A 23,821-nucleotide genomic window follows, 5' to 3' on the forward strand; every position below is an offset into this window, starting at 1 on the left:
GCTGCTCATTGAGCAGTTTTTTTATTGAAAAGTTAGTTCTCTTTTGGCTTTCTTTTCTGAGTAAATTTCCAACATTCCTAGAGGAGATTGAACAAGATAATCGCCAATTTTCCCAAATACTGGAACCCTCGGCTGATTGACTACCAAATAAATATTTTCTGGAAATGCATTTGAAAAGGAACCTATGTCAGCATAAAGGAGCAACCAGCTCAATGCTGCTTCCGTCGGATTAGCAACTTTTCCCTTCATACCTTGCACTTTTAATTTTGCTTTGTCTTGGGCATCCATGACGAGTTTGCCACTCCAAGCCAGTTGATGCATTTGAAATGCTTCAAGAAGCCAGTCCTCATTTTCTGGTTTATCCATCGAAATCTGCCAAACGTTGACCTTATCATTTCCTAATTTTGCTCTCATTTTTCCCCTTTCTAATTGCTTTTGCTTAAGTTCATTATACCCCTTTTCTGTCAGTCCTGACAGCTTTTCTCAAAATAAAAAAAGCATCGCATCGATGCTTTTAATCTTGTATTTCTTTCACTTTGTCGCCAAACAGTTCTTTCGCACGCGCTAAGCTTTCATTTTCAACTTTTTCAGGTTCTGCTTCAACTTGATTTTTCTTGGCCTTATATTCTGCAGCGTATTCGCTACGAATTTCTTTCCAATCTGTTTCAGCTAAAGCAATAATTTCTGGTGAAAACCCTGCTATCGAACTGAGCAAATTGCCACATGTTAGCTGTAAATCAGCGTTTTCCGTGACCCGTTTTGCTAGATTGACATGAGGGAAAGTGACCACCAAATAATTTGCACCTGCTGCGGCAGGTTTCGTGTTGTTGAGCAAGGCTTTTTCGGCAGGCATACTAATGCTGGCAACCAATTCTGGCCACGCTTCTGTAGCTGCATTGAGCGCTTCTCGCGTCGCTTCTCCTAAAGCCTTATAAATCAATTCGCGATTGATTGGACGTGCCTTTTCAGTCGCTTTTGGCGCTTGTTCTGCTTTCGGACTTTCTGTCAGTCCTGACAGACTTGCTCCGTTAGCGAGTTGCCCTTTCAAAGCCGTCATTTCTGTACTCAAAGCTTGGTATTTCTGCGTTAATTGAGCCAGTTCCTGAGATAAAGCTTGAACAGCTGTATCGTCAACGCTGACAGACGCTGAAAATTTACCAACTTCTGCCAAACGCATGGTCATCACGTCTGCTGCAATCTTAGTTTGCGTTGTTTCTTTGATGTTTTTCAAAGAATCAATCGCAATATCAATCCAAGCAAAAATTTGTGTGCGGTCTCCTTCGACAGCTTTCAATAACATGTCTCGGAAATAAGCCAGCAAATCTTCTGTGAAGCGCAGCATATTTTTCCCCTCGAGGAAAATATTATCCAAAGCGGTCAGCGCTGACGCTTCATCGTTTTCACTCAGGGCATTGACATAAGAAACCAAGGCTTCATTGGCAATCGATCCAGTCACTAACAGCGCATCTTTTTCCTGCAAATCCCCTTTAGAAAAGGACAAAGCTTGGTCAAGCAAAGACAAGGCATCACGCATACCACCTTCGGCTGATTTGGCAATAACATCTAAAGCTGATGCTTCGAATTCAATGTTTTCATCTGCCAAAACGGTTGCCAAATGACCTTTAATATCAGCTGTTGTGATTGATTTGAAGGCAAAACGTTGCACACGAGAAATGATTGTGGCTGGAATTTTTTGTAATTCAGTCGTTGCCAAAACAAAGACGACATTTTCAGTTGGTTCCTCAAGTGTTTTCAGAAGTGCATTAAAAGCACCTGTCGAGAGCATGTGAACCTCGTCAATGATATAGACTTTATAAGTGGCATGCGTCGCAGCATAAGTTGATTTATCCCTGATTTCACGAATTTCATCAACACCGTTATTACTTGCCGCATCGAGTTCGATGACATCCTCAAGCGTTCCCTTTGTGATTGAATCACAAATAAAACAGTTGTTACAAGGTTCGCCGTCAACTTGATTGGGGCAGTTGATTGCTTTCGCAAAAATTTTCGCAGCTGACGTTTTTCCCGTTCCACGAGGGCCACTGAAAAGATAGGCATGTGAAATCTGATGGTTAACAATCGCATTTTTAAGCGTCGTCGCTACAACCTCTTGCCCGACCATCTCGTCAAACCTCTGGCTGCGGTATTTTCTATATAATGCTTGGTATGACATGAATGCCTTTCTGTTTTTATGTGTTTATTATGATACTTAATACTGTTTCATTTTAGATGAATTCTTGCTCAGAAATGCCGCCGACATCGTAACCGTCAACGCCACCGATATAATGATAATCTTCTAAGATTTCTGTTAAACTATCACGCGATTGAATCAATTCGTCGATATCATCAGAATGGTACAAGTTCAAACCATTGCGAAGCGCCAAAAGACGGGCTCTGTCAATGCTCGCCTCATCTGCATCTGCTGCTGAGAAGAAAATTTTTCGTGCTTTTTCATCAAAAATCAGCCATGCGACTGCCAAATCCCACGCAGGGTCAGCAATAACTGCTTTGTCAGTGCTGACAATATTGGCTAATTTTCCATCAGTAGTGACTAAAATGTTTTTTGGCAAAAATGAGCCATGAACCCAGACTTTGTCAGCTGTCCAAGGCTTTTTAGCTGCCTTGTCAAACTTTTCATGTAAAAATTCTGCAGGAACGAGCTTTTCGTTTTTTAAGAGTAAATCATCAAATTCAGCTTCGAAAAGCAACAAATCGCTTCCGATAAATCCATTGTCAACGTTGGGCAATGGCGCATCCGTCGTATCAAGTTTATGAAGTGCCGCAAGGAAACTTCCTAACTCTTGTGCAAATTTTTTTGCATCTTTCATATTTCCGGGGTTGACTGCTTGACCAGTTGCATTTTTAAAACGGTTTTCAATAAATTCATGAATAGATTTTGACATCTTTTTCTCCAATTTTTATTATACTAGTTAACCTCTAAACGACTTTTTAGTCGTTTAGTAGATTAACTGCAAATATACTGCCTTGCGCTAGCGCAAGAGGTGGTTTGCGTAAGACGCAAACTTTAACTTCTATGCTTTTTAGAAGTTAAACAGTATTAATAATTTTTTATTTTCCGACCTTGAAAAACTCAAAGTCTGTTAAATCACATAATATTTGTACAAATTCAGTTAAATATTTTTGATCAATTTCATCATAAAATCCAATTTCGGTGCTGTCTAAATCAAGGACACCAACGAGTTCGCCATCTTTAAACATAGGCAAAACAATTTCTGACATGGCCTTGCTATCGCATGAGATATAATTTTTATGATTTTTGACATTTTCAACAATAATTGTCTGACCTTCTTCGGCTGATTGTCCGCAAACGCCTTTCCCCATTGCAATTTCAACGCAGGAAACAGACCCTTGAAAGGGGCCTAAAATCAACATTTCGCCATTAAACAAGTAAAAACCTGTATAAACCTGTTGGGGCAATGTTGCCCAAAGCAAGGCAGCAGCATTGGAAAGATTGGAAATCGTGTAATTTTGTTCACTCAAAAGTCCTTTGAGTTGCAAATTTAACAATTCATAAGCGTCTATTTTTTCTTGTTTATTCATTTTTCTCTCACAATCTCATATAAAACTAAGTTTTTTCACAAAATAAAAAACTCCCAATGATATTTACATTATTATACCATTTTTTAGGACGAAATTTATGGCTGGATTGACCAAAAATAAAAAGAGAAGCAATTCTCTTTTGAATATCATAACCAAAGTTCTAAGCCACGGCGTTGCGTTTTGAAGCCATTCTCTTCGTAAAAATGTAAGGCAGAGCCTGGGAACTCCCAAACATTGAGCTCAATACGGGAGCAGTTTTCTTCTCTGGCGAAGGTTTTGATGGCTGTCATCAGCTGGCTGCCAATGCCTGATTTTCTATCCTTTTCATTGACGCACAAATCATCCAGATATAGCACGCGAAACGGCACAAAAACAGAATGATCCTTTCGTTCACGGATTTGGCACATGGCATAGCCTTGTACATTATCAAGGGCATCAACGGCGACAAATATGGGTTTGTCAGTACTGACTAGCATTGTTTTGACTTGTTCTGCTGTATATTTTGAGCTGTTCGCTGTGAAAATGTCCGGCCGTGCTTCAAAATGATAGTCGGCAATCGTTGTCAGCAATGACAAAAGCTCTGGAATATCCTTTTCTTGTGCTTTTCTAATCTTCATTTTAGTCACACTTTCTTTTTTAATATTATACACTTTTAAATAAAATTCTGATATAATAAACACATGAATTTAGAAGAAATTAGAAAGCAAATCGACAGTACAGACAAAGCTTTGACTGCCTTGATTGAACAGCGAATGGCACTCGTTTTGCAGGTTGCCGAGTACAAAAAAGCAAGTGGAAAAGCGGTGCTTGATCCCTCTCGTGAACAAATCGTTTTGGACAAAATCGCTACTTACGTTGAAAATCCCAATTATACGCAGACCATTGTCAGTACTTACAAAGACATTATGGCGCATTCGCGTGAGTTCCAAACAGCTTATCTCAAAAAATAAAATCTTGCCACAAGTGCAAGATTTTTTTAATCAGCTGAGAAAAGATAAATTCTCGCATGAGGCGATTTTATTTTAATGAAATTCGATTATGCCAGAAAATGCGTCGCGCAAGGTCATGAATTCGATGGTTGGCAAGTCAAGTAAAACAAGTTTCGTGTCTTTCAGCAAGTCTTTTGCCAATAAAGTATTGACGAAAACTTTAATTTCTGTTGTTCCCAAGAAAAGACATTCAACCAAAACCAAGTGTTTTTTGGCTGTCATTTGATTGACATACCAGTCAATGTCAGATTGTGTCATGGCTTCATCTTCGTCTTTACGGCGGACAATCAGCAAGTCTTCATCTTCAGCCTTGATTTCAGTCGCAAGATCTGTGAACTTACTTGATTTGAACTTTGAGGCACAAGATGTTTCATCTGCTTCTGGCTCTGCGACGTCTTCAGGTTCAGCATAAGCCCCGCGTTCAACCATTGCTAAGGTTGCAACTTTTCCGTATTCTAAGCCCAAAAGTGAGGCTTTTATGTTCTCCATATTATCCATATCATTGATCCGCTTTCTTATGTTTTTCTTATTTAATTTTAACGGATAATAAACAAAATTACAAAGAAATAGCCTGTTAAATTGGCAAAGTAAGCCATTACAAGTTTGTTCGCTTTTTCTCTATTTTTTTATAAAGAATGAAGGAAATATAAATAACACGGTCATCAGCATCATTACCATCAGCGCTGACAGATAATATCCGATTTGGAGTTCAAGCCTTAAAACCACGGGCAACTGATTCCTCAGCACTGAAAAATCGTTAAATTGCAAGGACTGAAACGGTAAACTATAAAAATATAACAAAACAATGCTAATCAGACTCGCTAACAGAAGCTTGATTTTTTTGCTCTCAAAGCGTATCCAAAGAACAAGCAAAAGAACTAAAATCATAAAAGTAACCCAATGATATGAAACAATCGTCCATCCCGAAAGCGAAACTTGACGATAAGTTTTCATGCTAATCGTACGACTAAATGGCAAAAACAGCGTTAATAAATATAAAACAAGTGTCAGAAATAGCCCTATTTTCTTCATGTGTTGGCCCTTTCTTATTTTAATTGAGTGTTCACAAGCCTATGGATTTCTCTTTAAAAAATTATATTTTTTACATGCATGAATGACTAGAAGAGTAAAAAGAATTGTCATTAGTGACAAATTTAGATAAAATCCCCAAGTAAAGCTAGGTGCAACATTCCTCATGTACCAAGTGAATTCTTCAGTATTCATAGTCAAAGCACCACTAAAAAAAGAGGTTTGCTAAGAAATAAAGGTAGGCAAAATATGTGCATAGGAGTAAGAGAATTGAACCTTTATTTCTTAAACTTAAAATAAGAGTTAAACTGAACAAGAATAAAAATGGAAGAAGATAGAGAAAACGAATTTCAACAAATTGAAAACCAGAAAAATAGAGTGTCTTTGTAGCCTTACCTGTTTCTGTAATCACGCTTGACGAAAAAGGAAGAAAAAAACTGATGAGCGCCAAAATAAATAAGGCGATTGGAAAAGAGAAATAATGAATTTGCTTTTTCATGTTAAGTTCCTCCCATCGATTTTATAGCCGATTGAAGCGCAGCACCACCAAGCCCTCCGCTCCATAATGTATTGTCAATATGCATTGACCATGTAGAGCTATTTCTCTTCAAATTTGCATAATAATATGTGTACCCTACACTTCCATTTGTCGTTGTATTAGGGAAGTTAGTAGATTTATTCCATGAACTTCCTGTACCACTATTAAAAGCTAACGCGTTACAAGCACTAGTCATTGGAAAGCCCTGTTTCGCTCCAGCACTTGAACCTACTACTGAAATAGATAAATCTTGTCTAGTATATCCTCCTGAAATACTAGTGATTTTTTCCTGATTGCCTTCTACTTGCCAATGAGAAGTTAGACTGAAATTAACACCTAACGTCGAATCGCTTTTACCATATGTACTCGTTTGATAATTTGTATCAGCAAAAACCTTATTACCAAATAGCAAATTCTAAAATAGGTAACCAACACTCAAGCTTGGCAAGCTTTGAGAATCATCTGGTACTGCTTGACTCAAATCAGCAGTAATTGTTGATGTTCCTTGAACATTTCCAGCTGTATCGTTGTTTTCTTGACTATCAACTGTAATAGGTGCAGTAAAGGACTGCCCCTTGCTATTTTTTAACTTCACAGCATTGTTTACCGTATATTTTACGTGATTTGAATCATTTTGGCTTATGCTACTCGCATTATTAGGAACTGTTAAATCAAGTTTATTTTTATTTGAATCAGCGTATGATGAAAGTGTGGTTACACTAACAAAACCAAATAATACAATTGTTCCAAAACATAATTTAGTTAATTTATACATATTTCTTCTCCGAATTTTCTAATCAGCTCTCCTGACTCATGTGATTATAAGCATTCAGATTTTTATAACCACCGCTACTTGCAACATTTCATTAGTATGTTGTTCCTCCTCGTTTTTTTCTATATGTTTATCTTACATCAAAATTTCTTTGATTTAAAAAAAGCACCGATTTTGATTGCTATTTTTTGAATTAAAAGGAGAAATAAACTATAATATATTTTATAGAATACATAATAAAAATTGGAGGTGTTGTTATCGTTTATTATAGATATGGTCGGATTTTTCGCTTCTTAAGAGAAGAACGGCAGCTAACACTAAATGATTTCAAAGCATATCATATTAGTAAATCAACGCTAGAAAAATTTGAAAATGGGCAAGGAAACCTTCCCTTTGATAAACTTGATGAAGCCCTTCAAGCGATGAATGTCACGCTTCATGAGTACAGTTACTTGCTCAACAATGGAACGAATGATTATTTTATTGAAATTTTTGAAGAAATCGACCGCGCCTTTTATTTAGAGGATAAAAGTACGCTAAAACAAATCTATGACGATAACATTATTTATCCTGAAGGTTGCTATTATGCGCTCTGTGCAAAAGCGTGCTACACTGCTTTAGAAAAGGAAGAACAAGAAAAGATAGCCGACCTCCTAATCGGCACTGAATACTGGGGCGCTAAGGAATTATGGATTTTCACAGACACCATCGATCAGCTTTCTAATCCACTACTCCTCTCACTTTTAAATGAATTTTTAGCCAAGTCGAATTATTTCCATCGTATTGTTGACTACAACCGCTTAATCACTCAAGCAATCAATACTGCTGTTCTAACCTTAATCAATCGAAATATGGGCAAAGAAGCAAAAATGGTATTGGACAAAACAGCTCAAGACTTGTGGGAGGTTGACCTTTTTTCACGAAATGTTCATCTTTTTTTACTTGGATTGTGGCTTTACTCTTTTTCCAATCAGACAAACGGCGAAGAAAAAATGAAACATTCTATTCAAATATTCAATATGCTCGGTTCTACTCATTTAGAAAATAAATATCAAAAAATTTATGACACGACATTAAAAAAACACGCCTAAGCGTGTTTTCATTTTATCTTAATAAAGTTCCAAGTAGTTGTCGATTTCCCATTGGGTAACGAATTGTGCGTATGACGCCCATTCGATTTTCTTTGCTTCGACAAAGCTTGTGAAAACGTGAGTTCCCAAAGCTTCAATGACAACTTCATCTTCGCGCAAGGCTTTAACTGCATTGTGCAATGTTGAAGGCAAATCAGTGATACCATGCGCTTTACGTTCTTCTTCTGTCATCACATAGATGTTTGATTCGATTGCTTCTGGAGCTTCCATCTTGTTATTGACACCGTCAAGACCTGAGGCAAGCAATACTGAAAGTGCAAGATATGGGTTAGCGGTTGGGTCAACTGAACGAAGTTCAACACGTGTTGAAAGTCCACGTGAAGCAGGAACGCGAATCAATGGTGAACGGTTGCGACCAGCCCAAGCCACATATACAGGTGCTTCATAGCCAGGTACCAAACGTTTGTATGAGTTAACTGTTGGGTTTGTGATAGCTGTAAAGTTATAAGCGTGTTTCAAGAGACCAGCGATAAAGCTATGTGCTGTATCTGAAAGGCCCATGTCGCCAGCTGCATCAGCAAAAACATTTTCACCTTTATCATTGAAAAGTGACATGTTGCAGTGCATTCCTGAACCGTTAATTCCAAATTTTGGTTTTGCCATGAATGTTGCATGAAGTCCATGTTTGCGTGCAATTGTCTTAACAACAAGTTTGAAGAGTTGGATATTATCGCAGGCTTTCAAAACATTAGCATATTTGAAGTCGATTTCGTGTTGACCAACCGCAACTTCATGGTGTGAAGCTTCAACTTCAAAGCCAAGTCCTGTCAATACATTAACGATTTCACGGCGTGTATTGCCGGCAAGGTCTGTAGGAGCAAGGTCGAAATAGCCACCTTTATCGTTAACTTCAAGAGTTGGTTCGTTGTTTCCGTCGAGTTTGAAAAGGAAAAATTCTGGTTCTGGGCCAAGGTTGAAACTTGCAAAGCCAGCTTCTTCCATTTTCTTAAGGTTGCGTTTCAAGACGCCACGTGGGTCTCCAGCAAATGGCAAACCTTCTGGTGTGTAAACATCACAGATAACACCCGCAACTTTTCCATATTCGTCTCCCCAAGGGAAAACAATCCATGTATCAAGGTCTGGGTAAAGATACATATCTGATTCATTGATACGAACAAAACCTTCGATTGATGAACCGTCAAACATCATTTTGTTTTCAAAAAGTTTGTCTAATTGTTCGTCTGTTGCTGGAACTTCAACGTTTTTGAGAGTTCCAAGAATGTCTGTAAACATCAAACGTAAAAATTTAATGTCTTTTTCTTTAACATCGCGACGGATGTCAGCTGCTGTGATTGTCATACAAAATGCTCCTACATTTTAAGTTTAGCGATGAAAGAAAATTCTTACATCCTATGTTGACTAAAGTTATTGTGGTCAGAATAATTATTGAAGCGGCCTTGTTGAGCAAATTCGCGCTCCAAAGCAGCGTGAACTTCATTGAGCGACAATGTCTGTGCTCTTTTAGCTTGCTGCTTGGTGAAAATTTGCTTGATTTCAGCGATGTTGTTTCCTTCAGAAAGTAAATCACTAATCTCAAAAAGAACGTCAATATTATTGAGCGAGTACATTCGTCGATTTCCCTCATTTCGTTCGGGATAAATCAGGCTTTGTTCTTCGTAATAACGAATTTGTCTGGCTGACAAGCCCGTTAATTTCATGACGGTTCCAATCGGCAGAACTGCCATTGAATGTCGTAATTCACGCTCTCTCAATATTCATTCCTCCATGTCGTTTATTATATCCCTTGAATGTGCAACTGTCAAGCAACGATGTTATAAAATCTAACATCAGTTATATTTTATTTTTGTGTCAGCGCTGACAGCACAAAAAACTGCTCAAAGAGCAGTGATTTTATTCTTCCGTTGGATAGGCGTAGCCCAAATGCTCATAAGCACGGCGGGTCGCTTTTCGACCTTGTTTGGTTCGCATGATAAAGCCTTTCTGGATCAGATAAGGTTCATACATATCTTCCACTGTTTCACGATCTTCAGCGATATTGACGGCGATAGTTGACAAGCCGACCGGCCCACCATTGTACATCTCAATCATATTGCGCAGGATTTTTTGGTCAATATAATCAAGCCCTTCATTATCCACATCAAGAATGGTCAAAGCCTTGTCTGTGATTGCCTTATCAACAATACCATTTCCCATGATTTGAGCAAAATCTCGCACACGCTTGAGCAATCGATTGGCGATACGTGGCGTCCCACGACTCCGAAGTGCAATTTCAAGTGCCGCTTCATCAACGGTCTCAACCTCAAAAATGTCAGCTGTTCGTTTGATGATTTCTTCCAAATCTTTTTCTTGATAATACTCCATGTGTGCCGAAATTCCAAAACGTGCCCGCAATGGATTTGACAACATGCCTGCTCTTGTTGTTGCTCCAACAAGCGTAAATGGAGGCAGCTCCAAGTGAACCGAACGTGATCCGTCGCCATTTCCTAACATAATATCAATATAAAAATCTTCCATCGCCGAATACAAAATTTCTTCAACCTGCATCGGTAAACGATGGATTTCATCAATAAAAAGGACGTCTCCAGGTTCCAATTCATTCAAAATTGCGACCAAATCGCCTGGCTTTTCAATCGCGGGACCAGCGGTCTGCTTGATATGAACACCAAGTTCATTTGCAATCACAAAAGCCATGGTTGTCTTCCCAAGTCCTGGAGGGCCAAACAAAAGAACGTGATCCAGCACTTCTTCACGCATTTTTGCAGCTTTAATGAATATTTCTAGTTGTTCTTTAACTTTGTCTTGACCAATATATTGACTAAAAAGTTGAGGACGGAGCGATTTCTCCATCGCCACTTCATCGTTCATTGGTTCCTTATTTAAAATATCGTTCATCTTACATTTATTATACCAAAATACCAAAGATTTGGTATTTTGGGTGCTAAAGTATTGAACTATGCGAAAAGAAAAAAGCACGGGAAGTGCTTTTATTTTCTTTATTTTTGTTTGCTTAAAATGCGACTAAATAGAACAAAGTTCAAGAGACCAAGCACGAGGAATAAGATGAAGACATTTTGAGTTCCTTGCATCATGTTTCCTGTTTTGGTCACAATCAAACTTGAAATAACTGTACCTGCTGAAGCAGCAAATTGTTGCGCTGTCTGGAATACAGCATTTGCAGAGCCTTGTTCTTCACGGCTGACTTGCGTTACTCCGTGTGTATTTGACGTTAAAAATCCCATGCTTCGTCCTAAAGTAAACAGAATATAGATAAGAATAACACTAATCAAGCCTAGATTTTTTGAGAAAATAACAAACAAGAGCAGTGACAAAACGTACAGGCTATTCCCAGCCCAAAATCCAATTTTTGGCCCTTTATTATCATATAGCGATCCAATCGAGTGATTGGATAAGGCACCCACCAATGTCCCTGGCAGCAATGACAAACCAGCCAAAGCACTTGTCAGACCAACTGACAACTGCAAGAAATTAGGAATAATCATATTTGCCCCAATATTTGAAAATTGGAAAATGGCGTAAGCAATGACAGAAAGTGTAAAAGCTGTGTTTTTAAAGACACGAATGTCCAAAAATTCTTTGTCACTGTGCAAAGCACGGTAAATAAATGCAACGAGACTCACGACAAAGACAATCAACCAAGCCCATTCAAAATGAACGGCGGTTAAAGAATTGAGGGTCAAAAGCAAGCTCACTAACATCAATGACATCAGCACAAAGGCAATAAAGTCTAATTGAGCAGGAGATTTCTTTTCGGAATTTTCAATGGATTTGGCACCCAGAATAAATGAAATCACTGGCACAATCAAAATGAAAGCAAAAATTGCGCGCCAACCTAGATTTCCAATCAAAAGTCCACCATAAGTTGGGCCAATGGCTGGTGCAATACTCATAATCATACCACCCAAGCCCATCCAAGCACCAACGTGACTGCGTGGAACACGCGCCAAGATAATGTTAAACATCAGGGGAACTGCAATCCCCGTACCCACACCTTGAATGAGACGCGCAACAATCAACATTGAAAAATTGACCGATAGCATGCCGACAATGTCGCCGACTGTGAAAAAGAGTAAGGCCGCAAAAAAGAGCGGACGTTCACGAAATCTTCTGTACAGATACGAGCTGGTTGGCATAACGATGGAAACCGCCAATAGATAGGCAGTCGTTACCCATTGGATACTAGCTAGCGGCACATTGAAAACTTCCTCTAATTTTGGAAAAGTAACATTCATGCTGGTTTCAGATAAAATTCCTGAAAAGGCAACTAATGCGAGTGCGATAATTGAATATTTTGTTTTTGATGAAACAGTCTGTTCATTCATTTTTTTCATTTCCTCCTTGATGATTGATAATACCCGTCAAAAAGCTCTGAATTAAAACAGCTTCATCTTCTGTCAGCCCTGACAGAATACTGTCATCGTGATGTTGAATAAAGGCCTTGATATCTGAAACCAATTTTATTGCTTTTTCTGTTAATTTCAGGACTTTTTGACGTGCGTCTTTGCTCCCTTGGCAACGGTCTATCAGTCCATTTTTTTCCATTCTTTGTAAAATAGCAGTTGTTGCAGAGCGCCGGATATTGAACTCATATTCGACTTGATTTTGTATAATGTCTTGAGTGTTGTTATTGTAGAGAAAATCAATGATCAGCATTTGCTGACCAGTCAATTCAAACTTTGCGGCAAACTTATCAAATTCTCTTGAAATTTGATTGTTCGCTTTCTTTAACAATCTTCCGATTGGATCATATTTTGTTCGCATACGAACTATTATAACACAACAAAAAAAGTTCGTCAACGAACTAATTTTGTTATTTCATCATTTGTTTCAATGCAGCTTTAATATATTCCTCGCTCGTCATATTTGGTTCAGTTTGTAAGCTCTTTTTAACTTTTGTCAGCTCTGACGCACGATAACCCAGTGCTTGCAAGGCTTCCAAGGCTTCGTCAAGAGCAATATTTCCAGCAGGCGTTGCGTCCAATAAAGAAATCCCGACGCTACCTGATGCATCAAATTTACCAGCCAAATCCAAGATCATTTGCATGGCTGTCTTTTTGCCAACCCCTGGGAATTTTGTCAGGTATTTAATGTCGTTATTGTCAATCGCATTGATCAAGCCTTCATTATCGCTAGCTGCAATGATTGCAAGGGCAGACTTTGGCCCAATGCCCGAAACACTAATCAGGCGCAAGAACAAGGCTTTTTCTGCTTCATTAGTAAAACCATAAAGCGTATGCGCATCTTCACGAATGACTTGATGCACATAAATCGTGATGACCGTATTCATCAATCCTGACCAAGCGTAAGGATTGGCAACATTGATAAGATAACCAATCCCATTTGCTTCGACAACAATATAGGTTGGTGTGATTTTTGTTAATTTTCCATTAAAATATTCGTACATCTTATTTTTTCTTTTCTATCATGCTCATTTAATTGTAATCTTTCCAACTTGCTGCTTTGGAGCGGTGATTTTCCTGAATACGTCTAAACATTTTTTGAACATCTTGGTCTGAAAAATGAATAATCGTTGGACGACCGTGCGCACAAGAATAAGGATTTTCGCATTGTTCGAGTGATTTAATCAGTGTCCTTGCGGACTCATCATCAAGTGGATAGCCAGCTTTGATTGAACTCTTACAGGCAACCATTGCCGCCAAATCATGCCTATATTGCTTAAGTGAAAATTGATTTGATGAGAGAACGATGTCAATCATCTCATAAACAACTTTTTCCAAATCAGCTTCTTTTAACCAAACTGGATTTTCTCTTAGAATAAATTTATTTTCTCCGTATTCTTCTAAGAAAATTCCTGCTTCATGCAACTTGTCTTTTTGTTCATTGAAAAGGAGTGCATCATTTTTTGGCAATTCGAAATAATAAGGAGTCAACAAGATTTGCTGATCAATACTAACTTCTCCAATTTTTTCTTTCCAATATTCATAATTCACACGTTCCTGAGCAGCGTGCTGATCAATCAAATACAACCCTTCAGGCGCCTGACAAAGCAGGTATGTCCGATGAAGCTGAGCCAGATATTCCAAGTGTGGAAATTCTGAAATTCCTTCTTTTTCTTGAATAGGCGCAACCTGATCAGCTACAGAGCTGTTCTCTTTTACTGGATTTTCAAAAAGATTTACTTCTTCTTTAACAAGCATTGAAAAATCGTTTGTTTTCTCATTTTTTTCTTCTTTAATAAAGAAATCTCTTTTTTCTTTATCATAATAAAGTGAACTTGATTGGAGAGGAAGTCTTGTTTGGCTTGCTTTTTCGACTGGCTTTGCGGGGCGCATCGACGTCGGCGTGAAATTTTCCAAGGCATCTGGAATCAAAACGCCTTCTGAAAGTGTCTTTACAATCGCTTGTGAAATCAAAGCCATCAGTTCTTTTTCTTTTGAAAGTCGGATTTCTTGCTTGGTTGGATGAACGTTAACATCAGCTAATTGCGGATCAATTTCTATGGAAAGCACGGCAAGCGGATAGCGGCCAACCATAATTCGATTGCCGTAGCCTTCAAGAATGGCTCTTCTCAATAAGAAATTTTTAATGTATCTGCCATTAACTAATAAAGTCATGTAATTTTGGTTTGAACGTGTCAGCTCTGGCAGACTGATGTAACCTGTCACTTTAAAATCAAGGTCTTCTGCTTCGATGTGACGCATTTTTTTGGCTTGACCAATCCCATAAATGGCTGCAATCACTTGACGTAAATCACCAGAACCAGTTGTTTTCAGTAGTTCATGACCATTGTTGAGCAAACTAAAGGAGATTTCGGGATGAGCCAAGCTCAAGCGGTTAAGAATGTCCGTAATGTGTGACAGTTCTGCCTGCAATGAGCGAATGTATTTCAGACGTGCCGGCGTGTTGAAAAATAAATTTTCCACACTGATTTTCGTACCCGCGCGTTTAATGGTCGGCTCTAATGTAGCAATCACCCCACCATGTGCCACAAGCTTGGTTCCTGAAGCCTCAGTATCAACACTTGTTTCGAGTGAAAAATCACTGACCGAAGCAATAGACGGAATGGCTTCGCCACGAAAACCGAGCGTACGAATTCGAAACAAGTCATTTTTGTCTTTAATTTTACTCGTAGCATGTCGTTTCAGTGCAACAGAGACGTCTGATTTTTCAATTCCCGTTCCATTATCGACAACTTCAATGCGTTTGAGCCCCGCTTCTTCAATCTTGACCGTAATTTTAGTGCTTCCTGCGTCGATTGAATTTTCGACCAATTCTTTGACGACACTGGCTGGACGTTCAACAACTTCTCCTGCAGCGATTTGATTGGCAAGTGCTTCGTCAAGCTCAATAATTTTACCCAATTTTATGTCTCCTTTCTCATTTTTTCTAGCATTTCCCGTTCAATTATAACATAAAAAAAGCGGTCTCCCGCTTTTATATTTTAAGCAAAATCATCGATAAATTTCGCATCAAAGGACATGAATTAGTTGAAACTTTGTGAAATTCCGTATTGGAAATCAGGACTATTGACGACAAAAGTAAGCATGATAATAACCAGCAAGATGAACAATAATACTACCGCAATCATAACGATGAAACCAATTAGCCCTGCACGGTTCCAGCTGTCCATGATTTTGCGGAATTCTTCCTCATCGCGATAATGATTGTCTCGATTTTCAAGCGCCCATTTTTCGCCGTGGAAACCAAAGACGATAGACCAAACCAATGCAAAAATTGGGCCAATCCATGGAATCATGCCGAGCAAAATCAACAAGCCGAGGTAAGCACGATGTCCGACACCAAAGAACAATGGAAAGGAAAAGGCTCCCCAGTTCCACTTGGCCTTAATCGGTTCTTGGCTGGCAGTGTCACTATCATCTGTCAGCACTGACGAAATCGTTGTCGCCGCAATGACAGGCTCAGCAATATCAGCCTCAGAAATAATAGGTTCGGAAATAACAGGTTCAGAAATCTCAGCTTCTGCAATTTCAGGTTCAGAAACTTCTGATTCTTTTGCTGCGAAATCGCCCCATTCTGGTTCAAAACCAGTGACATCTTCTACTTTTTCAGTTCCTAAATCAATCTTATTTTCTTCTTCCATTGTTATCCCTTTCTCTGTTTCATTGATAGGTTAAGTATATCAATTTTATAGCCTAATTCAAAATTTTTTATGTCTTTTTTATAATAAATCTTTCAAATCCCAAAGGAAGTTCATGGCTTCTCTAGCCGTCATGCTATCAACATTCGCCGCTTTCAATTTTTCAATGATTTCTGATGACGTTTCATCGAATTCAAATAAACTTAGTTGTTCTTCATGTTTTTCTAATGATTTAACAGGGAGAGGTTGATGTTCTAATTTTTGCAGGATGACATCCGCTCTCTCTAACAGTTCTTGCGGTAAACCTGCAATTTTAGCAACGTGAATCCCGTACGACTTGTCAGCAGCGCCTTTTGCAATCTTGTGCAAAAAAGTAACATCGCCGGCTTGCTCAATGGTTGCAACATGGACATTTGTCAGCCCTGACAGCTTATCTTCAAGCGTTGTCAGCTCATGATAATGCGTTGCAAAAAGCGTTTTTGCTTTTATTTTGTCATGAACAAACTCAACAATGGCCTGTGCCAGCGCCATTCCGTCATAAGTCGCTGTCCCGCGACCTAATTCATCAAAAATAATCAGTGAATGACTGGTTGCATTTTGAATGGCATGATTTGCTTCAGACATTTCAACCATAAAGGTTGATTCACCAGAAATCAGATTGTCGCTCGCACCGATACGGGTAAAAATAGCATCAAATATTGGAAGTTCAGCCACTTCAGCCGGAACAAATGAACCAATTTGCGCCATGATTACAGTCAACGCAAATTGACGCATATAGGTTGATTTACCTGACATATTTGGCCCTGTAATCAGCTGAATGGATGTGTCTTGGTCAAGGTCAATATCGTTTGGTACATATTCTTGCGCACCCATAACGGCTTCTACAACTGCATGTCGTCCATTTTTGATGTTCACTTGTTTGCCATTTTCCGTTAAAACAGGACGAATGTAGCCCCCTTTTTCCGCAACAGTAGCAAAACTTTGCAGGCAGTCAATCTCAGCAACTGCTTTGGCAACTGCTTGGACGCGTGAAATATATTGCTCCGTCTGATTTCTTACTTCTAAGAAAAGGTCATATTCAAGAGCGCTTGATTTTTCCTTGGCTTCAAGCATGATTTCTTCAATTTCAGACAATTCTTTCGAGCCAAAACGTTCCGAATTTTTGAGGGTCGCTTTGCGATAAAAATGCTCAGGAACGCTATTGAGCTGACTTTGCGTGATATGGAAATAATAGCCATCTTTCCTGTTGTAATCAATACGAAGGGTTGGAATGCCACTTTTAATCTTCTCATCTGCTTCTAATTTAGCAATCCAAGACGTTCCATTTTCTAAAGCTTCACGATACTTGTCAAGTTGCTCATTGTATGCTTTCTTGATGATCCCGCCCTCAGTAATCGTCCGACTCGCCGTGTCATCAATCGCCTTTTCAATCAAAGCAATCAATTCTGGAACTTCATCCAAACGCTCTATCAGCTCTGACAAAACAGGTTCTTGCATACTTTCTAAGATATTTTTAATCAAAGGAACATTAGATAAGGAATGTGCAAGCTGTAAAAAGTCAACCGGTACAGCTTTCCCGAAAGAAATCCGTGAAGCCAGTCTCTCCAAGTCATAAACACCTTTGAGCGACTCAATCAAATCCGCACGTTCAAAGAAATTGTCAATGAAAACTTGAGTAATTTCCGCACGTTTACTGATTTCATTTGCTTTGAGTAAGGGACGTTCAATCCAAGAACGAAGCATTCGCGTTCCCATCGCCGTTTTGGTTGCATCCATCAGCCAATACAAAGTCCCGTGTTTCTTGCCTTCACGCTTGTTTGTTGTCAATTCTAAAGATGATTTTGTCGCAAAATCCATTTGCAAAAAGTCTTTAATTTCATAATGTTCGAGTTCTTGAACATGGCTCAAATCACGCATCTGCGTCCGTTTGACATAAACTAATAATTTGCTTGCCACCTGATTTTCAAGTTCTGTCAGCTCTGACAGGTCAATGCGTAAATTTTCATCAAAATCTAATTGTTCGGAAAGAAGCAAATTCAACTGTTTAGACAATAAATTTTGCTCTTTTTCAGCCAACTCATAACCAACAACGATTTCCCTCGATTTGAGCGAAGCAATTTCACCGATAAGATCTGAAAATGTCGTCAAGCTTGTGACTTTAAACTCGCCAGTGGACAAATCCATGTAAGACAAGGCATAAAGATGATCAAAATCGATTGCAACAAGGAAGTTATTTTCCGAACTGTTTGAAGAATCGACTGCTGTCCCAGGTGTAATCACTTGTGTGACCGCCCGTTTAACAATCCCGACAGCTTTCTTCGGGTCTTCGATTTGGTCAGCAACAGCGACTTTGTATCCCAAATTGACTAATTGATCAATGTATTCTTGAATGGCATGGTGAGGCACGCCTGCCATTGGCACAGGGTGTTCCGAATTTTTATTACGTGAGGTCAGCGTCAACTCCAAAATTTGAGCTGCATTGACGGCATCCTCATAGAAAAGTTCATAAAAATCTCCCATGCGAAAAAGTAAAAAGGCATCAGGATAGTCTTTCTTGATGTCCAAATACTGTTGCATTCCTGGTGAAATTTTCTCAGGCATTTCTTTCTCTTTTCTTATTATTTAACCTTTGTCAGTACTGACAAAGGCTATTTTTCATCATTTTCTAATAAATGGTTCACTTTTTGTTCAATTTCATGCGTCACATACTGAACTAAGTCATTGACATCTTTCAACTTGATAAAATATTGTTCAACGAGCGGGTCTTTCTTCAGTTTTTTTTCAATTTTTTGTGCAGCTTGTGACGTTTCTTTAAAGGCCTGCATTTTGCCAATTTTTTTATATAAGACGGCATCTTTCTGGAGTTGCTTCATCTCATTTTGTAATGAAAAAAGCTCAGTATTGGCACGCAATTTTGCTTCTGTTTTTCTAAAATCTTGAACATAATCAAGCTCAGAGACAGCTTTTGCCAACTGAGCAACTTTCTCATCGTAAGGCATCTTTTATCTCCAAAACTAGCGTTTTTGCAGCAGTTTCTGAAGCACATGTAATCAGCAAGGTGTCCGCACCCGCAATCGTTCCCAAAATGGTTGGACGGTTTTCAGCATCAATCGCGTTAGCAAGTAAATCTGCTTCCCCAAGATGCGTATGAACCACGACCATCACGCTCGCAGTTGCTACTTTAACTACGAAGCGAGCAAAATGAAGCTGTAAATTTGAACGGTTTGCACTTTTCTCGTCAGTCAAAAAAGAGTAAAAACTTTTGCCATTTTCACGTTTTTTAATGATATTTAATTCGCGAATGTCGCGTGACAAAGTAGCCTGTGTAATTTCGATGCCTTGTTGCTCCAAATAAGATTGTAAATCTTCTTGCGTCGAAATTTGATAACTTGAAATAATTGATGTGATTAGTTTTAATCGTTCCGCTCTCTTCATGTGTATAATTATAACATATTTACTACAGTTTTTTAACAAAAAACATACCGAAAATCAGGAATTAGCGGGAATTTTCTGCTTAATTTCCAAGAAGAAGAATTATCATGAAAAATGGATATTTAATAGCTTTTTTTACTGCAAAATATGATAAAATAAAAGCATGAATGAAAAAAATTTAGTATCGTTAGCTCTTTTTAACGCACTTGACGGAGCGTTAGAATTAGAACAAATTGAAAAACTTATCGAGAAACCAAAAACTTCTGAGCTTGGTGACCTTGCTTTCCCAGCTTTCCAACTTGCAAAAATCATGCATAAAGCACCACAGATGATTGCAGCTGATGTAGCTGAAAAGATTGACACAACAGGCTTCGAAAAGGTCGTTGCAACTGGGCCTTACGTCAACTTCTTCCTTGACAAAGACGCCGTAGCAACTACCGTCATCAATGAAATCACTGACAAAGAAAATTATTATGCTGATCAAAATGCTGGAAATGCGGCCAATGTAACGATTGACATGAGTTCACCAAACATTGCAAAACCTTTTTCTATCGGTCATTTGCGCTCAACTGTCATCGGTGACAGCCTGGCAAACATTTACCAAAAGATGGGCTACAATCCTGTCCGTATCAATCACCTCGGTGACTGGGGCAAACAGTTTGGTATGCTGATTACGGCTTACAAACTTTGGGGCGATGAAGCTGCTGTAAAAGCTCATCCTATCGATGAACTCTTGAAACTTTATGTCCGTATCAATGCCGAAGCCGAAGAAAAACCTGAACTTGATGAAGAAGCACGTAACTGGTTCCGTAAACTTGAAAATGGCGACGAAGAAGCTCTTGCCTTGTGGAAATGGTTCCGTGACGAATCACTCGTTGAATTCAAACGTATTTACGACAAGTTGGACGTTGATTTTGATAGCTACAACGGTGAAGCTTTCTATAATGATAAAATGGCTGAAGTTGTTGAAATCCTTGGACTTAAGGGATTGCTCAAAGAGTCTCAAGGCGCAACCATTGTTGAACTTGAAAAATATGACTTAAATCCAGCATTGATTAAGAAATCTGATGGCGCAACGCTCTACATCACGCGCGACCTTGCTGCTGCTATTTATCGCAAACGAACTTATGATTTTGCGAAATCATTGTATGTCGTTGGTGGCGAACAAACTGGCCACTTCAAACAACTCAAAGCTGTTTTGACTGAAATGGGCTACGAATGGGCAAAAGACATCGAACATGTTCCATTTGGTCTCGTTACACGTGATGGCAAGAAATTGTCCACACGTAAAGGAAACATCATCCGCCTCGAACCAACGATTGACGAAGCTGTTGAACGTGCTTTGAGCCAAATCAATGCGAAAAATCCTGACCTTGCCAATAAAGAAACAGTTGCTCACCAAGTCGGTACTGGTGCCATCAAGTTCTATGACTTGAAAACTGACCGTACAAATGGATATGACTTCAATCTTGAAGAAATGGTTTCATTTGAAGGCGAAACAGGGCCTTATGTACAATATGCTTATGCGCGCATCCGTTCAATCTTACGTAAAGCCAATTTTGCACCAAGCCAAGTTCAATTTACTGAACTTCCTGCTGAAGCCTGGGAAATCGTTAAAATTCTCCAAAACTTTGGCAATACCATTGGACGTGCTGCTGACAAATATGAACCAAGTATTATTGCTAAATACGCCATCACATTGGCCCAAGCATTTAACAAATACTATGCACACGTTCGTATCTTAGAAGCCAATGAAGGCTTGCAAAGCCGTCTTGCACTTGCCAATGCAACAGCGATTGTATTGAAAGAAGCACTGCGCTTGCTTGGAGTGGAAGCCCCTGAAGAAATGTAATTTCTCAAGCGCTGATAAAAAACTGTCCTTATCTGAGGACTGTTTTTTGTTGTCATTTTTATTTAGTTGCATAACGCTTTAACATTATTAGTCTTTTTTCGTAAGAAATATAACTAATAAAACAATGAGCCACAAGCCTCCTGTGATAAAAATTAAAAACAAGTGAAGTAATAACTTTCCCATATTTTTTATCCTCTCTGTCTGATTTCATAAAACTAGAAAAATTCATATCTTTAATTTATCATATTCAACACGCCCATAGGTTCATTCTCTATACTTCACGGGTGTGCTAGTTGTCATAAACTATAGAGAATGAATTCGCAAGTTTTACATCGCGTACAGTAGGAGGATTTCATATCATGAAAAAAATTACCTCCGCTGGAGGACAAATGTCAACTGAATTTATTGCAATGCGACTATCCGGATTACGTAAATCCCGCAAGTTAACACAAGCAGAACTTGCCTCAAAAATTGGATGTGCTGAAGGAACAATCGGACACTACGAGCAAGGGACTAAGCTTCCCTCAATGAATAACTTTGTGAAAATTTGTGAAGTATTAAATTGTAGTGCAGACTACCTTTTAGGCCGTACGGATGATTTAAATTTCTACCTGAACGGTGGTTTACCAAATGATTTAGGTAATGCACTTAATATAATTGTTGCTGCGTTGGAAAATCAAATCTAGTTATAAAAAATAGGAGAATAAATTCAATTCTCTTATATTTTTCTAACTTTAACCATATCATGTTATAATTAAACCACTATAAGCTGTCAGCGCTGACAGTCAAAATCAATAGAGGAGCATCAATGAAAGCATTGGGAAAAGCTTTAGCAAATAAAGTCGCAACCATTATTATCGTCGTCCTTGTCCTAGTCATTGGATTTTTTGTCGCAAAGTCGTATTTTAAAGGACTTAATCCATTTTCTGGTACTACAAGCGCCGAATACACGAGCGTTGTCAATAAATTTTCACAGAAATCAGAACTCGTTGTTGCTGCTGCTGAGTCTGACACTACAACCACGCAGACCTTTACCAACAATGCTATTAAAGACTGGCCAAGCTGGTCTCAACCATTAACTTCATTTTTCGTTAGTCGAAACTTGACTGTTGAAGTCCCTGTTAAAACGGAGTTTAAACTTGCGCTTCAAGACATTACGGAGCAAGACGTCAACATTAAAGACAATGTTTTGACCTTCAAAAATCCGATTACTGTCAATGTTGATTCTCAGCAAAATGGAACAATCACGACGGTAAAAACAGGCGCAGGACTTGTGGATCGAGTGGTTGATGCCGTCACAGCTGGAGCCGAAGCTCAAAAATTCTTCAGTGAAAAAACACAAGAAACAGTTTCAAAAACGACAAACACTGTCATGAATGACAAAGATCGCCAAGAAAAAGTGCGTAAATATGCTCAAGAGGACCTTGAAAATCTACTCAATCTCAAATCAGGAGAGCAACTCACTGTAAAATTACAAGCCAGTGATTTAAAGTTCGTCAATAGTGACAATTAACCCCGTCATTACTGACAAAAATAAAAACGACTGATGTTCAGTCGTTTTTATTTTTAGAAAAGTTCACGCAAGATTTTACAATATATTATTTTGCTTATTTTTATCACTATTATTTACACAATTGTATTATTTACATGTTTTTGTTACAATATATACGTATTGAAAAGAATAAATATTTTTATTTTCTCGGAGAAAAATTTATGAAAAACACATCAGATGGCAGAGCAAAATTTGGCTTCTCAAAGATTAGGAATTTTTTTAAAAAATATCTACTCATTGGCATTCTTGCCCTTGTACTCATTTTAGTGGGTCCCTTATTATTGAAACAATGGATGAGTGTCATGATTGACACCTTCAATCCATTCCACGATCAACAAGTTGCTGTTGCAAAACATAATAGATCTAACGATGCTTTTTCAGCAATTCAAGGCACTTCAGTTGATAGTATACCTCTCAATGGCATTGAAAAGATGTTTAATTGGACAAGTAAATCTAAAGATGAACTTATTATTTCCATTCCAAAAGTTAACAACACCAGTTCCCTTTTTTCAGACGATGCCTATAGCAAGGAACTCAAAGAAGCCTGGATTAACTCTATTAACTCAGACGAACTGGAAAAGGAAGCAAAAAATTATCAGATTGATTATAATGGTTCACCAGTTAAAACCTATAACGATGGTGTTACCACAACTTATGGAGATATCACTAAAAACCAAGAAAATGATCTGACAAGCAAATTCAGTAAATATCTACACAACAACACAAAATTGGAATTTGGAAGTTGGGAAAAAGTTGACAAGACTCCCAATGTAGAATTTACACGCAACAAAGATAAAAGCATTACGGTTAAAGGAATTTCATTGTAAAACACAATACTTTAAATCTTTTTCGTAAGATCAAAAATGACATCAGACACGTCTCGATGACATTTGACAAAAAGGATAGT

26 protein-coding genes are annotated in these 23,821 nt (G+C 38.5%); 6 read left to right on the top strand and 20 right to left on the bottom strand.

From position 1 onward, the window contains the following. Positions 1-21: 21 nt before the first annotated feature. The 5 genes from GHI45_RS05450 to GHI45_RS05470 form a co-directional block, all read right to left on the bottom strand. The gene (locus tag GHI45_RS05450) at positions 22-414 is read right to left on the bottom strand and encodes a hypothetical protein (protein ID WP_147779812.1); all 393 of its coding nucleotides are present in this window, start codon (positions 412-414) and stop codon (positions 22-24) included. 100 nt (positions 415-514) lie between these two features. After that, complete coding sequence (dnaX, locus tag GHI45_RS05455) at positions 515-2,173, bottom strand: DNA polymerase III subunit gamma/tau (protein ID WP_147779813.1); 1,659 nt, start codon at positions 2,171-2,173, stop codon at positions 515-517. A gap of 52 nt (positions 2,174-2,225) precedes the next feature. Beyond that, positions 2,226-2,903 carry a phosphotransferase gene (locus tag GHI45_RS05460; protein WP_147779814.1) on the bottom strand — a complete coding sequence of 226 codons (678 nt, stop codon included), beginning with the start codon at positions 2,901-2,903 and terminating at the stop codon, positions 2,226-2,228. A 166-nt stretch (positions 2,904-3,069) separates the two neighbouring features. Further along, on the bottom strand, positions 3,070-3,561 hold the full coding sequence (locus GHI45_RS05465; RefSeq protein ID WP_147779815.1) for a GAF domain-containing protein: 492 nt from the start codon (positions 3,559-3,561) through the stop codon (positions 3,070-3,072). 146 nt (positions 3,562-3,707) lie between these two features. Further along, positions 3,708-4,178 carry an N-acetyltransferase gene (locus GHI45_RS05470; protein ID WP_147779816.1) on the bottom strand — a complete coding sequence of 157 codons (471 nt, stop codon included), beginning with the start codon at positions 4,176-4,178 and terminating at the stop codon, positions 3,708-3,710. 63 nt (positions 4,179-4,241) lie between these two features. On the opposite strand from GHI45_RS05470, the gene GHI45_RS05475 reads away from it, so the two are divergent. Beyond that, entirely contained in the window at positions 4,242-4,511 is a 270-nt protein-coding gene (locus tag GHI45_RS05475; RefSeq protein WP_147779817.1) for a chorismate mutase, read from the top strand. 72 nt (positions 4,512-4,583) lie between these two features. Here the strand turns inward: GHI45_RS05475 and GHI45_RS05480 are convergent, their stop codons facing one another. The 4 genes from GHI45_RS05480 to GHI45_RS05495 form a co-directional block, all read right to left on the bottom strand. Next, positions 4,584-5,039: a hypothetical protein gene (locus GHI45_RS05480; RefSeq protein WP_147779818.1), complete on the bottom strand. Its 456-nt coding sequence runs from the start codon at positions 5,037-5,039 to the stop codon at positions 4,584-4,586. Between the two features lie 129 nt (positions 5,040-5,168). Then, positions 5,169-5,582, bottom strand: coding sequence for a hypothetical protein (locus tag GHI45_RS05485; RefSeq protein ID WP_147779819.1), 414 nt, complete (start codon positions 5,580-5,582; stop codon positions 5,169-5,171). A 497-nt stretch (positions 5,583-6,079) separates the two neighbouring features. Continuing rightward, positions 6,080-6,529: a hypothetical protein gene (locus GHI45_RS05490; protein ID WP_147779820.1), complete on the bottom strand. Its 450-nt coding sequence runs from the start codon at positions 6,527-6,529 to the stop codon at positions 6,080-6,082. 3 nt (positions 6,530-6,532) lie between these two features. Next, a complete protein-coding gene (locus tag GHI45_RS05495; RefSeq protein ID WP_147779821.1) occupies positions 6,533-6,892 on the bottom strand; it encodes a hypothetical protein in 360 nt (119 codons plus the stop codon). A 278-nt stretch (positions 6,893-7,170) separates the two neighbouring features. Here GHI45_RS05495 and GHI45_RS05500 point away from each other — a divergent pair, with 278 nt between their 5' ends. After that, a complete protein-coding gene (locus GHI45_RS05500) occupies positions 7,171-7,980 on the top strand; it encodes a helix-turn-helix domain-containing protein (RefSeq protein WP_370450749.1) in 810 nt (269 codons plus the stop codon). A gap of 18 nt (positions 7,981-7,998) precedes the next feature. Here GHI45_RS05500 and glnA read toward each other — a convergent pair whose 3' ends face one another. From glnA to argR, 11 genes are all read right to left on the bottom strand, one after another. Then, complete coding sequence (glnA, locus tag GHI45_RS05505; protein WP_147779823.1) at positions 7,999-9,339, bottom strand: type I glutamate--ammonia ligase; 1,341 nt, start codon at positions 9,337-9,339, stop codon at positions 7,999-8,001. Between the two features lie 44 nt (positions 9,340-9,383). Continuing rightward, positions 9,384-9,752 carry a MerR family transcriptional regulator gene (locus GHI45_RS05510; RefSeq protein ID WP_147779824.1) on the bottom strand — a complete coding sequence of 123 codons (369 nt, stop codon included), beginning with the start codon at positions 9,750-9,752 and terminating at the stop codon, positions 9,384-9,386. 139 nt (positions 9,753-9,891) lie between these two features. After that, positions 9,892-10,893: a Holliday junction branch migration DNA helicase RuvB gene (gene ruvB / locus GHI45_RS05515; RefSeq protein ID WP_147779825.1), complete on the bottom strand. Its 1,002-nt coding sequence runs from the start codon at positions 10,891-10,893 to the stop codon at positions 9,892-9,894. A 101-nt stretch (positions 10,894-10,994) separates the two neighbouring features. After that, complete coding sequence (locus GHI45_RS05520) at positions 10,995-12,350, bottom strand: MFS transporter (RefSeq protein ID WP_147779826.1); 1,356 nt, start codon at positions 12,348-12,350, stop codon at positions 10,995-10,997. Then, positions 12,334-12,780 (bottom strand): MarR family winged helix-turn-helix transcriptional regulator, encoded by a 447-nt coding sequence (locus GHI45_RS05525; protein ID WP_147779827.1) that lies wholly within the window; start codon positions 12,778-12,780, stop codon positions 12,334-12,336. The genes GHI45_RS05520 and GHI45_RS05525 overlap by 17 nt, the downstream gene beginning before the upstream one ends. A 49-nt stretch (positions 12,781-12,829) precedes the next feature. Continuing rightward, positions 12,830-13,423 carry a Holliday junction branch migration protein RuvA gene (ruvA, locus tag GHI45_RS05530; protein WP_147779828.1) on the bottom strand — a complete coding sequence of 198 codons (594 nt, stop codon included), beginning with the start codon at positions 13,421-13,423 and terminating at the stop codon, positions 12,830-12,832. A 28-nt stretch (positions 13,424-13,451) separates the two neighbouring features. Beyond that, positions 13,452-15,341: a DNA mismatch repair endonuclease MutL gene (gene mutL / locus GHI45_RS05535; RefSeq protein ID WP_147779829.1), complete on the bottom strand. Its 1,890-nt coding sequence runs from the start codon at positions 15,339-15,341 to the stop codon at positions 13,452-13,454. Positions 15,342-15,463: 122 nt separating this feature from the next. Then, a complete protein-coding gene (locus tag GHI45_RS05540; RefSeq protein ID WP_147779830.1) occupies positions 15,464-16,081 on the bottom strand; it encodes a hypothetical protein in 618 nt (205 codons plus the stop codon). A 78-nt stretch (positions 16,082-16,159) separates the two neighbouring features. Further along, positions 16,160-18,679 carry a DNA mismatch repair protein MutS gene (gene mutS / locus GHI45_RS05545; protein ID WP_147779831.1) on the bottom strand — a complete coding sequence of 840 codons (2,520 nt, stop codon included), beginning with the start codon at positions 18,677-18,679 and terminating at the stop codon, positions 16,160-16,162. Between the two features lie 47 nt (positions 18,680-18,726). Then, the gene (locus GHI45_RS05550) at positions 18,727-19,077 is read right to left on the bottom strand and encodes a YlbF family regulator (protein WP_147779832.1); all 351 of its coding nucleotides are present in this window, start codon (positions 19,075-19,077) and stop codon (positions 18,727-18,729) included. After that, a complete protein-coding gene (gene argR / locus GHI45_RS05555) occupies positions 19,064-19,513 on the bottom strand; it encodes an arginine repressor (RefSeq protein WP_147779833.1) in 450 nt (149 codons plus the stop codon). Before argR ends, GHI45_RS05550 begins: the two co-directional genes overlap by 14 nt. A gap of 160 nt (positions 19,514-19,673) precedes the next feature. On the opposite strand from argR, the gene argS reads away from it, so the two are divergent. From argS to GHI45_RS05575, 4 genes are all read left to right on the top strand, one after another. Next, entirely contained in the window at positions 19,674-21,362 is a 1,689-nt protein-coding gene (gene argS / locus GHI45_RS05560) for an arginine--tRNA ligase (RefSeq protein WP_147779834.1), read from the top strand. 359 nt (positions 21,363-21,721) lie between these two features. Further along, entirely contained in the window at positions 21,722-22,048 is a 327-nt protein-coding gene (locus tag GHI45_RS05565; protein ID WP_147779835.1) for a helix-turn-helix domain-containing protein, read from the top strand. 122 nt (positions 22,049-22,170) lie between these two features. Continuing rightward, complete coding sequence (locus tag GHI45_RS05570; RefSeq protein ID WP_147779836.1) at positions 22,171-22,875, top strand: hypothetical protein; 705 nt, start codon at positions 22,171-22,173, stop codon at positions 22,873-22,875. Positions 22,876-23,075: 200 nt separating this feature from the next. Further along, complete coding sequence (locus GHI45_RS05575) at positions 23,076-23,741, top strand: hypothetical protein (protein WP_147779837.1); 666 nt, start codon at positions 23,076-23,078, stop codon at positions 23,739-23,741. Positions 23,742-23,821: the final 80 nt, after the last annotated feature.

The sequence above is a fragment of the Lactococcus sp. dk101 genome (assembly GCF_009601055.1).
GTDB lineage: Bacteria > Bacillota > Bacilli > Lactobacillales > Streptococcaceae > Lactococcus.

Bases quoted from the DNA above. Each gene is read 5' to 3' on its own strand.
- ruvB (WP_147779825.1), bottom strand. From the start codon at position 10,893: ATGAACGATATTTTAAATAAGGAACCAATGAACGATGAAGTGGCGATG.
- GHI45_RS05475 (WP_147779817.1), top strand. From the start codon at position 4,242: ATGAATTTAGAAGAAATTAGAAAGCAAATCGACAGTACAGACAAAGCT.
- GHI45_RS05575 (WP_147779837.1), top strand. From the start codon at position 23,076: ATGAAAAACACATCAGATGGCAGAGCAAAATTTGGCTTCTCAAAGATT.
- argR (WP_147779833.1), bottom strand. From the start codon at position 19,513: ATGAAGAGAGCGGAACGATTAAAACTAATCACATCAATTATTTCAAGT.
- GHI45_RS05520 (WP_147779826.1), bottom strand. From the start codon at position 12,350: ATGAAAAAAATGAATGAACAGACTGTTTCATCAAAAACAAAATATTCA.
- glnA (WP_147779823.1), bottom strand. From the start codon at position 9,339: ATGACAATCACAGCAGCTGACATCCGTCGCGATGTTAAAGAAAAAGAC.
- GHI45_RS05460 (WP_147779814.1), bottom strand. From the start codon at position 2,903: ATGTCAAAATCTATTCATGAATTTATTGAAAACCGTTTTAAAAATGCA.
- GHI45_RS05450 (WP_147779812.1), bottom strand. From the start codon at position 414: ATGAGAGCAAAATTAGGAAATGATAAGGTCAACGTTTGGCAGATTTCG.
- GHI45_RS05550 (WP_147779832.1), bottom strand. From the start codon at position 19,077: ATGCCTTACGATGAGAAAGTTGCTCAGTTGGCAAAAGCTGTCTCTGAG.
- GHI45_RS05565 (WP_147779835.1), top strand. From the start codon at position 21,722: ATGAAAAAAATTACCTCCGCTGGAGGACAAATGTCAACTGAATTTATT.
- GHI45_RS05495 (WP_147779821.1), bottom strand. From the start codon at position 6,892: ATGTATAAATTAACTAAATTATGTTTTGGAACAATTGTATTATTTGGT.
- ruvA (WP_147779828.1), bottom strand. From the start codon at position 13,423: ATGTACGAATATTTTAATGGAAAATTAACAAAAATCACACCAACCTAT.
- GHI45_RS05540 (WP_147779830.1), bottom strand. From the start codon at position 16,081: ATGGAAGAAGAAAATAAGATTGATTTAGGAACTGAAAAAGTAGAAGAT.
- mutS (WP_147779831.1), bottom strand. From the start codon at position 18,679: ATGCCTGAGAAAATTTCACCAGGAATGCAACAGTATTTGGACATCAAG.
- argS (WP_147779834.1), top strand. From the start codon at position 19,674: ATGAATGAAAAAAATTTAGTATCGTTAGCTCTTTTTAACGCACTTGAC.
- GHI45_RS05480 (WP_147779818.1), bottom strand. From the start codon at position 5,039: ATGGAGAACATAAAAGCCTCACTTTTGGGCTTAGAATACGGAAAAGTT.
- GHI45_RS05485 (WP_147779819.1), bottom strand. From the start codon at position 5,582: ATGAAGAAAATAGGGCTATTTCTGACACTTGTTTTATATTTATTAACG.
- GHI45_RS05525 (WP_147779827.1), bottom strand. From the start codon at position 12,780: ATGCGAACAAAATATGATCCAATCGGAAGATTGTTAAAGAAAGCGAAC.
- GHI45_RS05570 (WP_147779836.1), top strand. From the start codon at position 22,171: ATGAAAGCATTGGGAAAAGCTTTAGCAAATAAAGTCGCAACCATTATT.
- dnaX (WP_147779813.1), bottom strand. From the start codon at position 2,173: ATGTCATACCAAGCATTATATAGAAAATACCGCAGCCAGAGGTTTGAC.
- GHI45_RS05470 (WP_147779816.1), bottom strand. From the start codon at position 4,178: ATGAAGATTAGAAAAGCACAAGAAAAGGATATTCCAGAGCTTTTGTCA.
- GHI45_RS05465 (WP_147779815.1), bottom strand. From the start codon at position 3,561: ATGAATAAACAAGAAAAAATAGACGCTTATGAATTGTTAAATTTGCAA.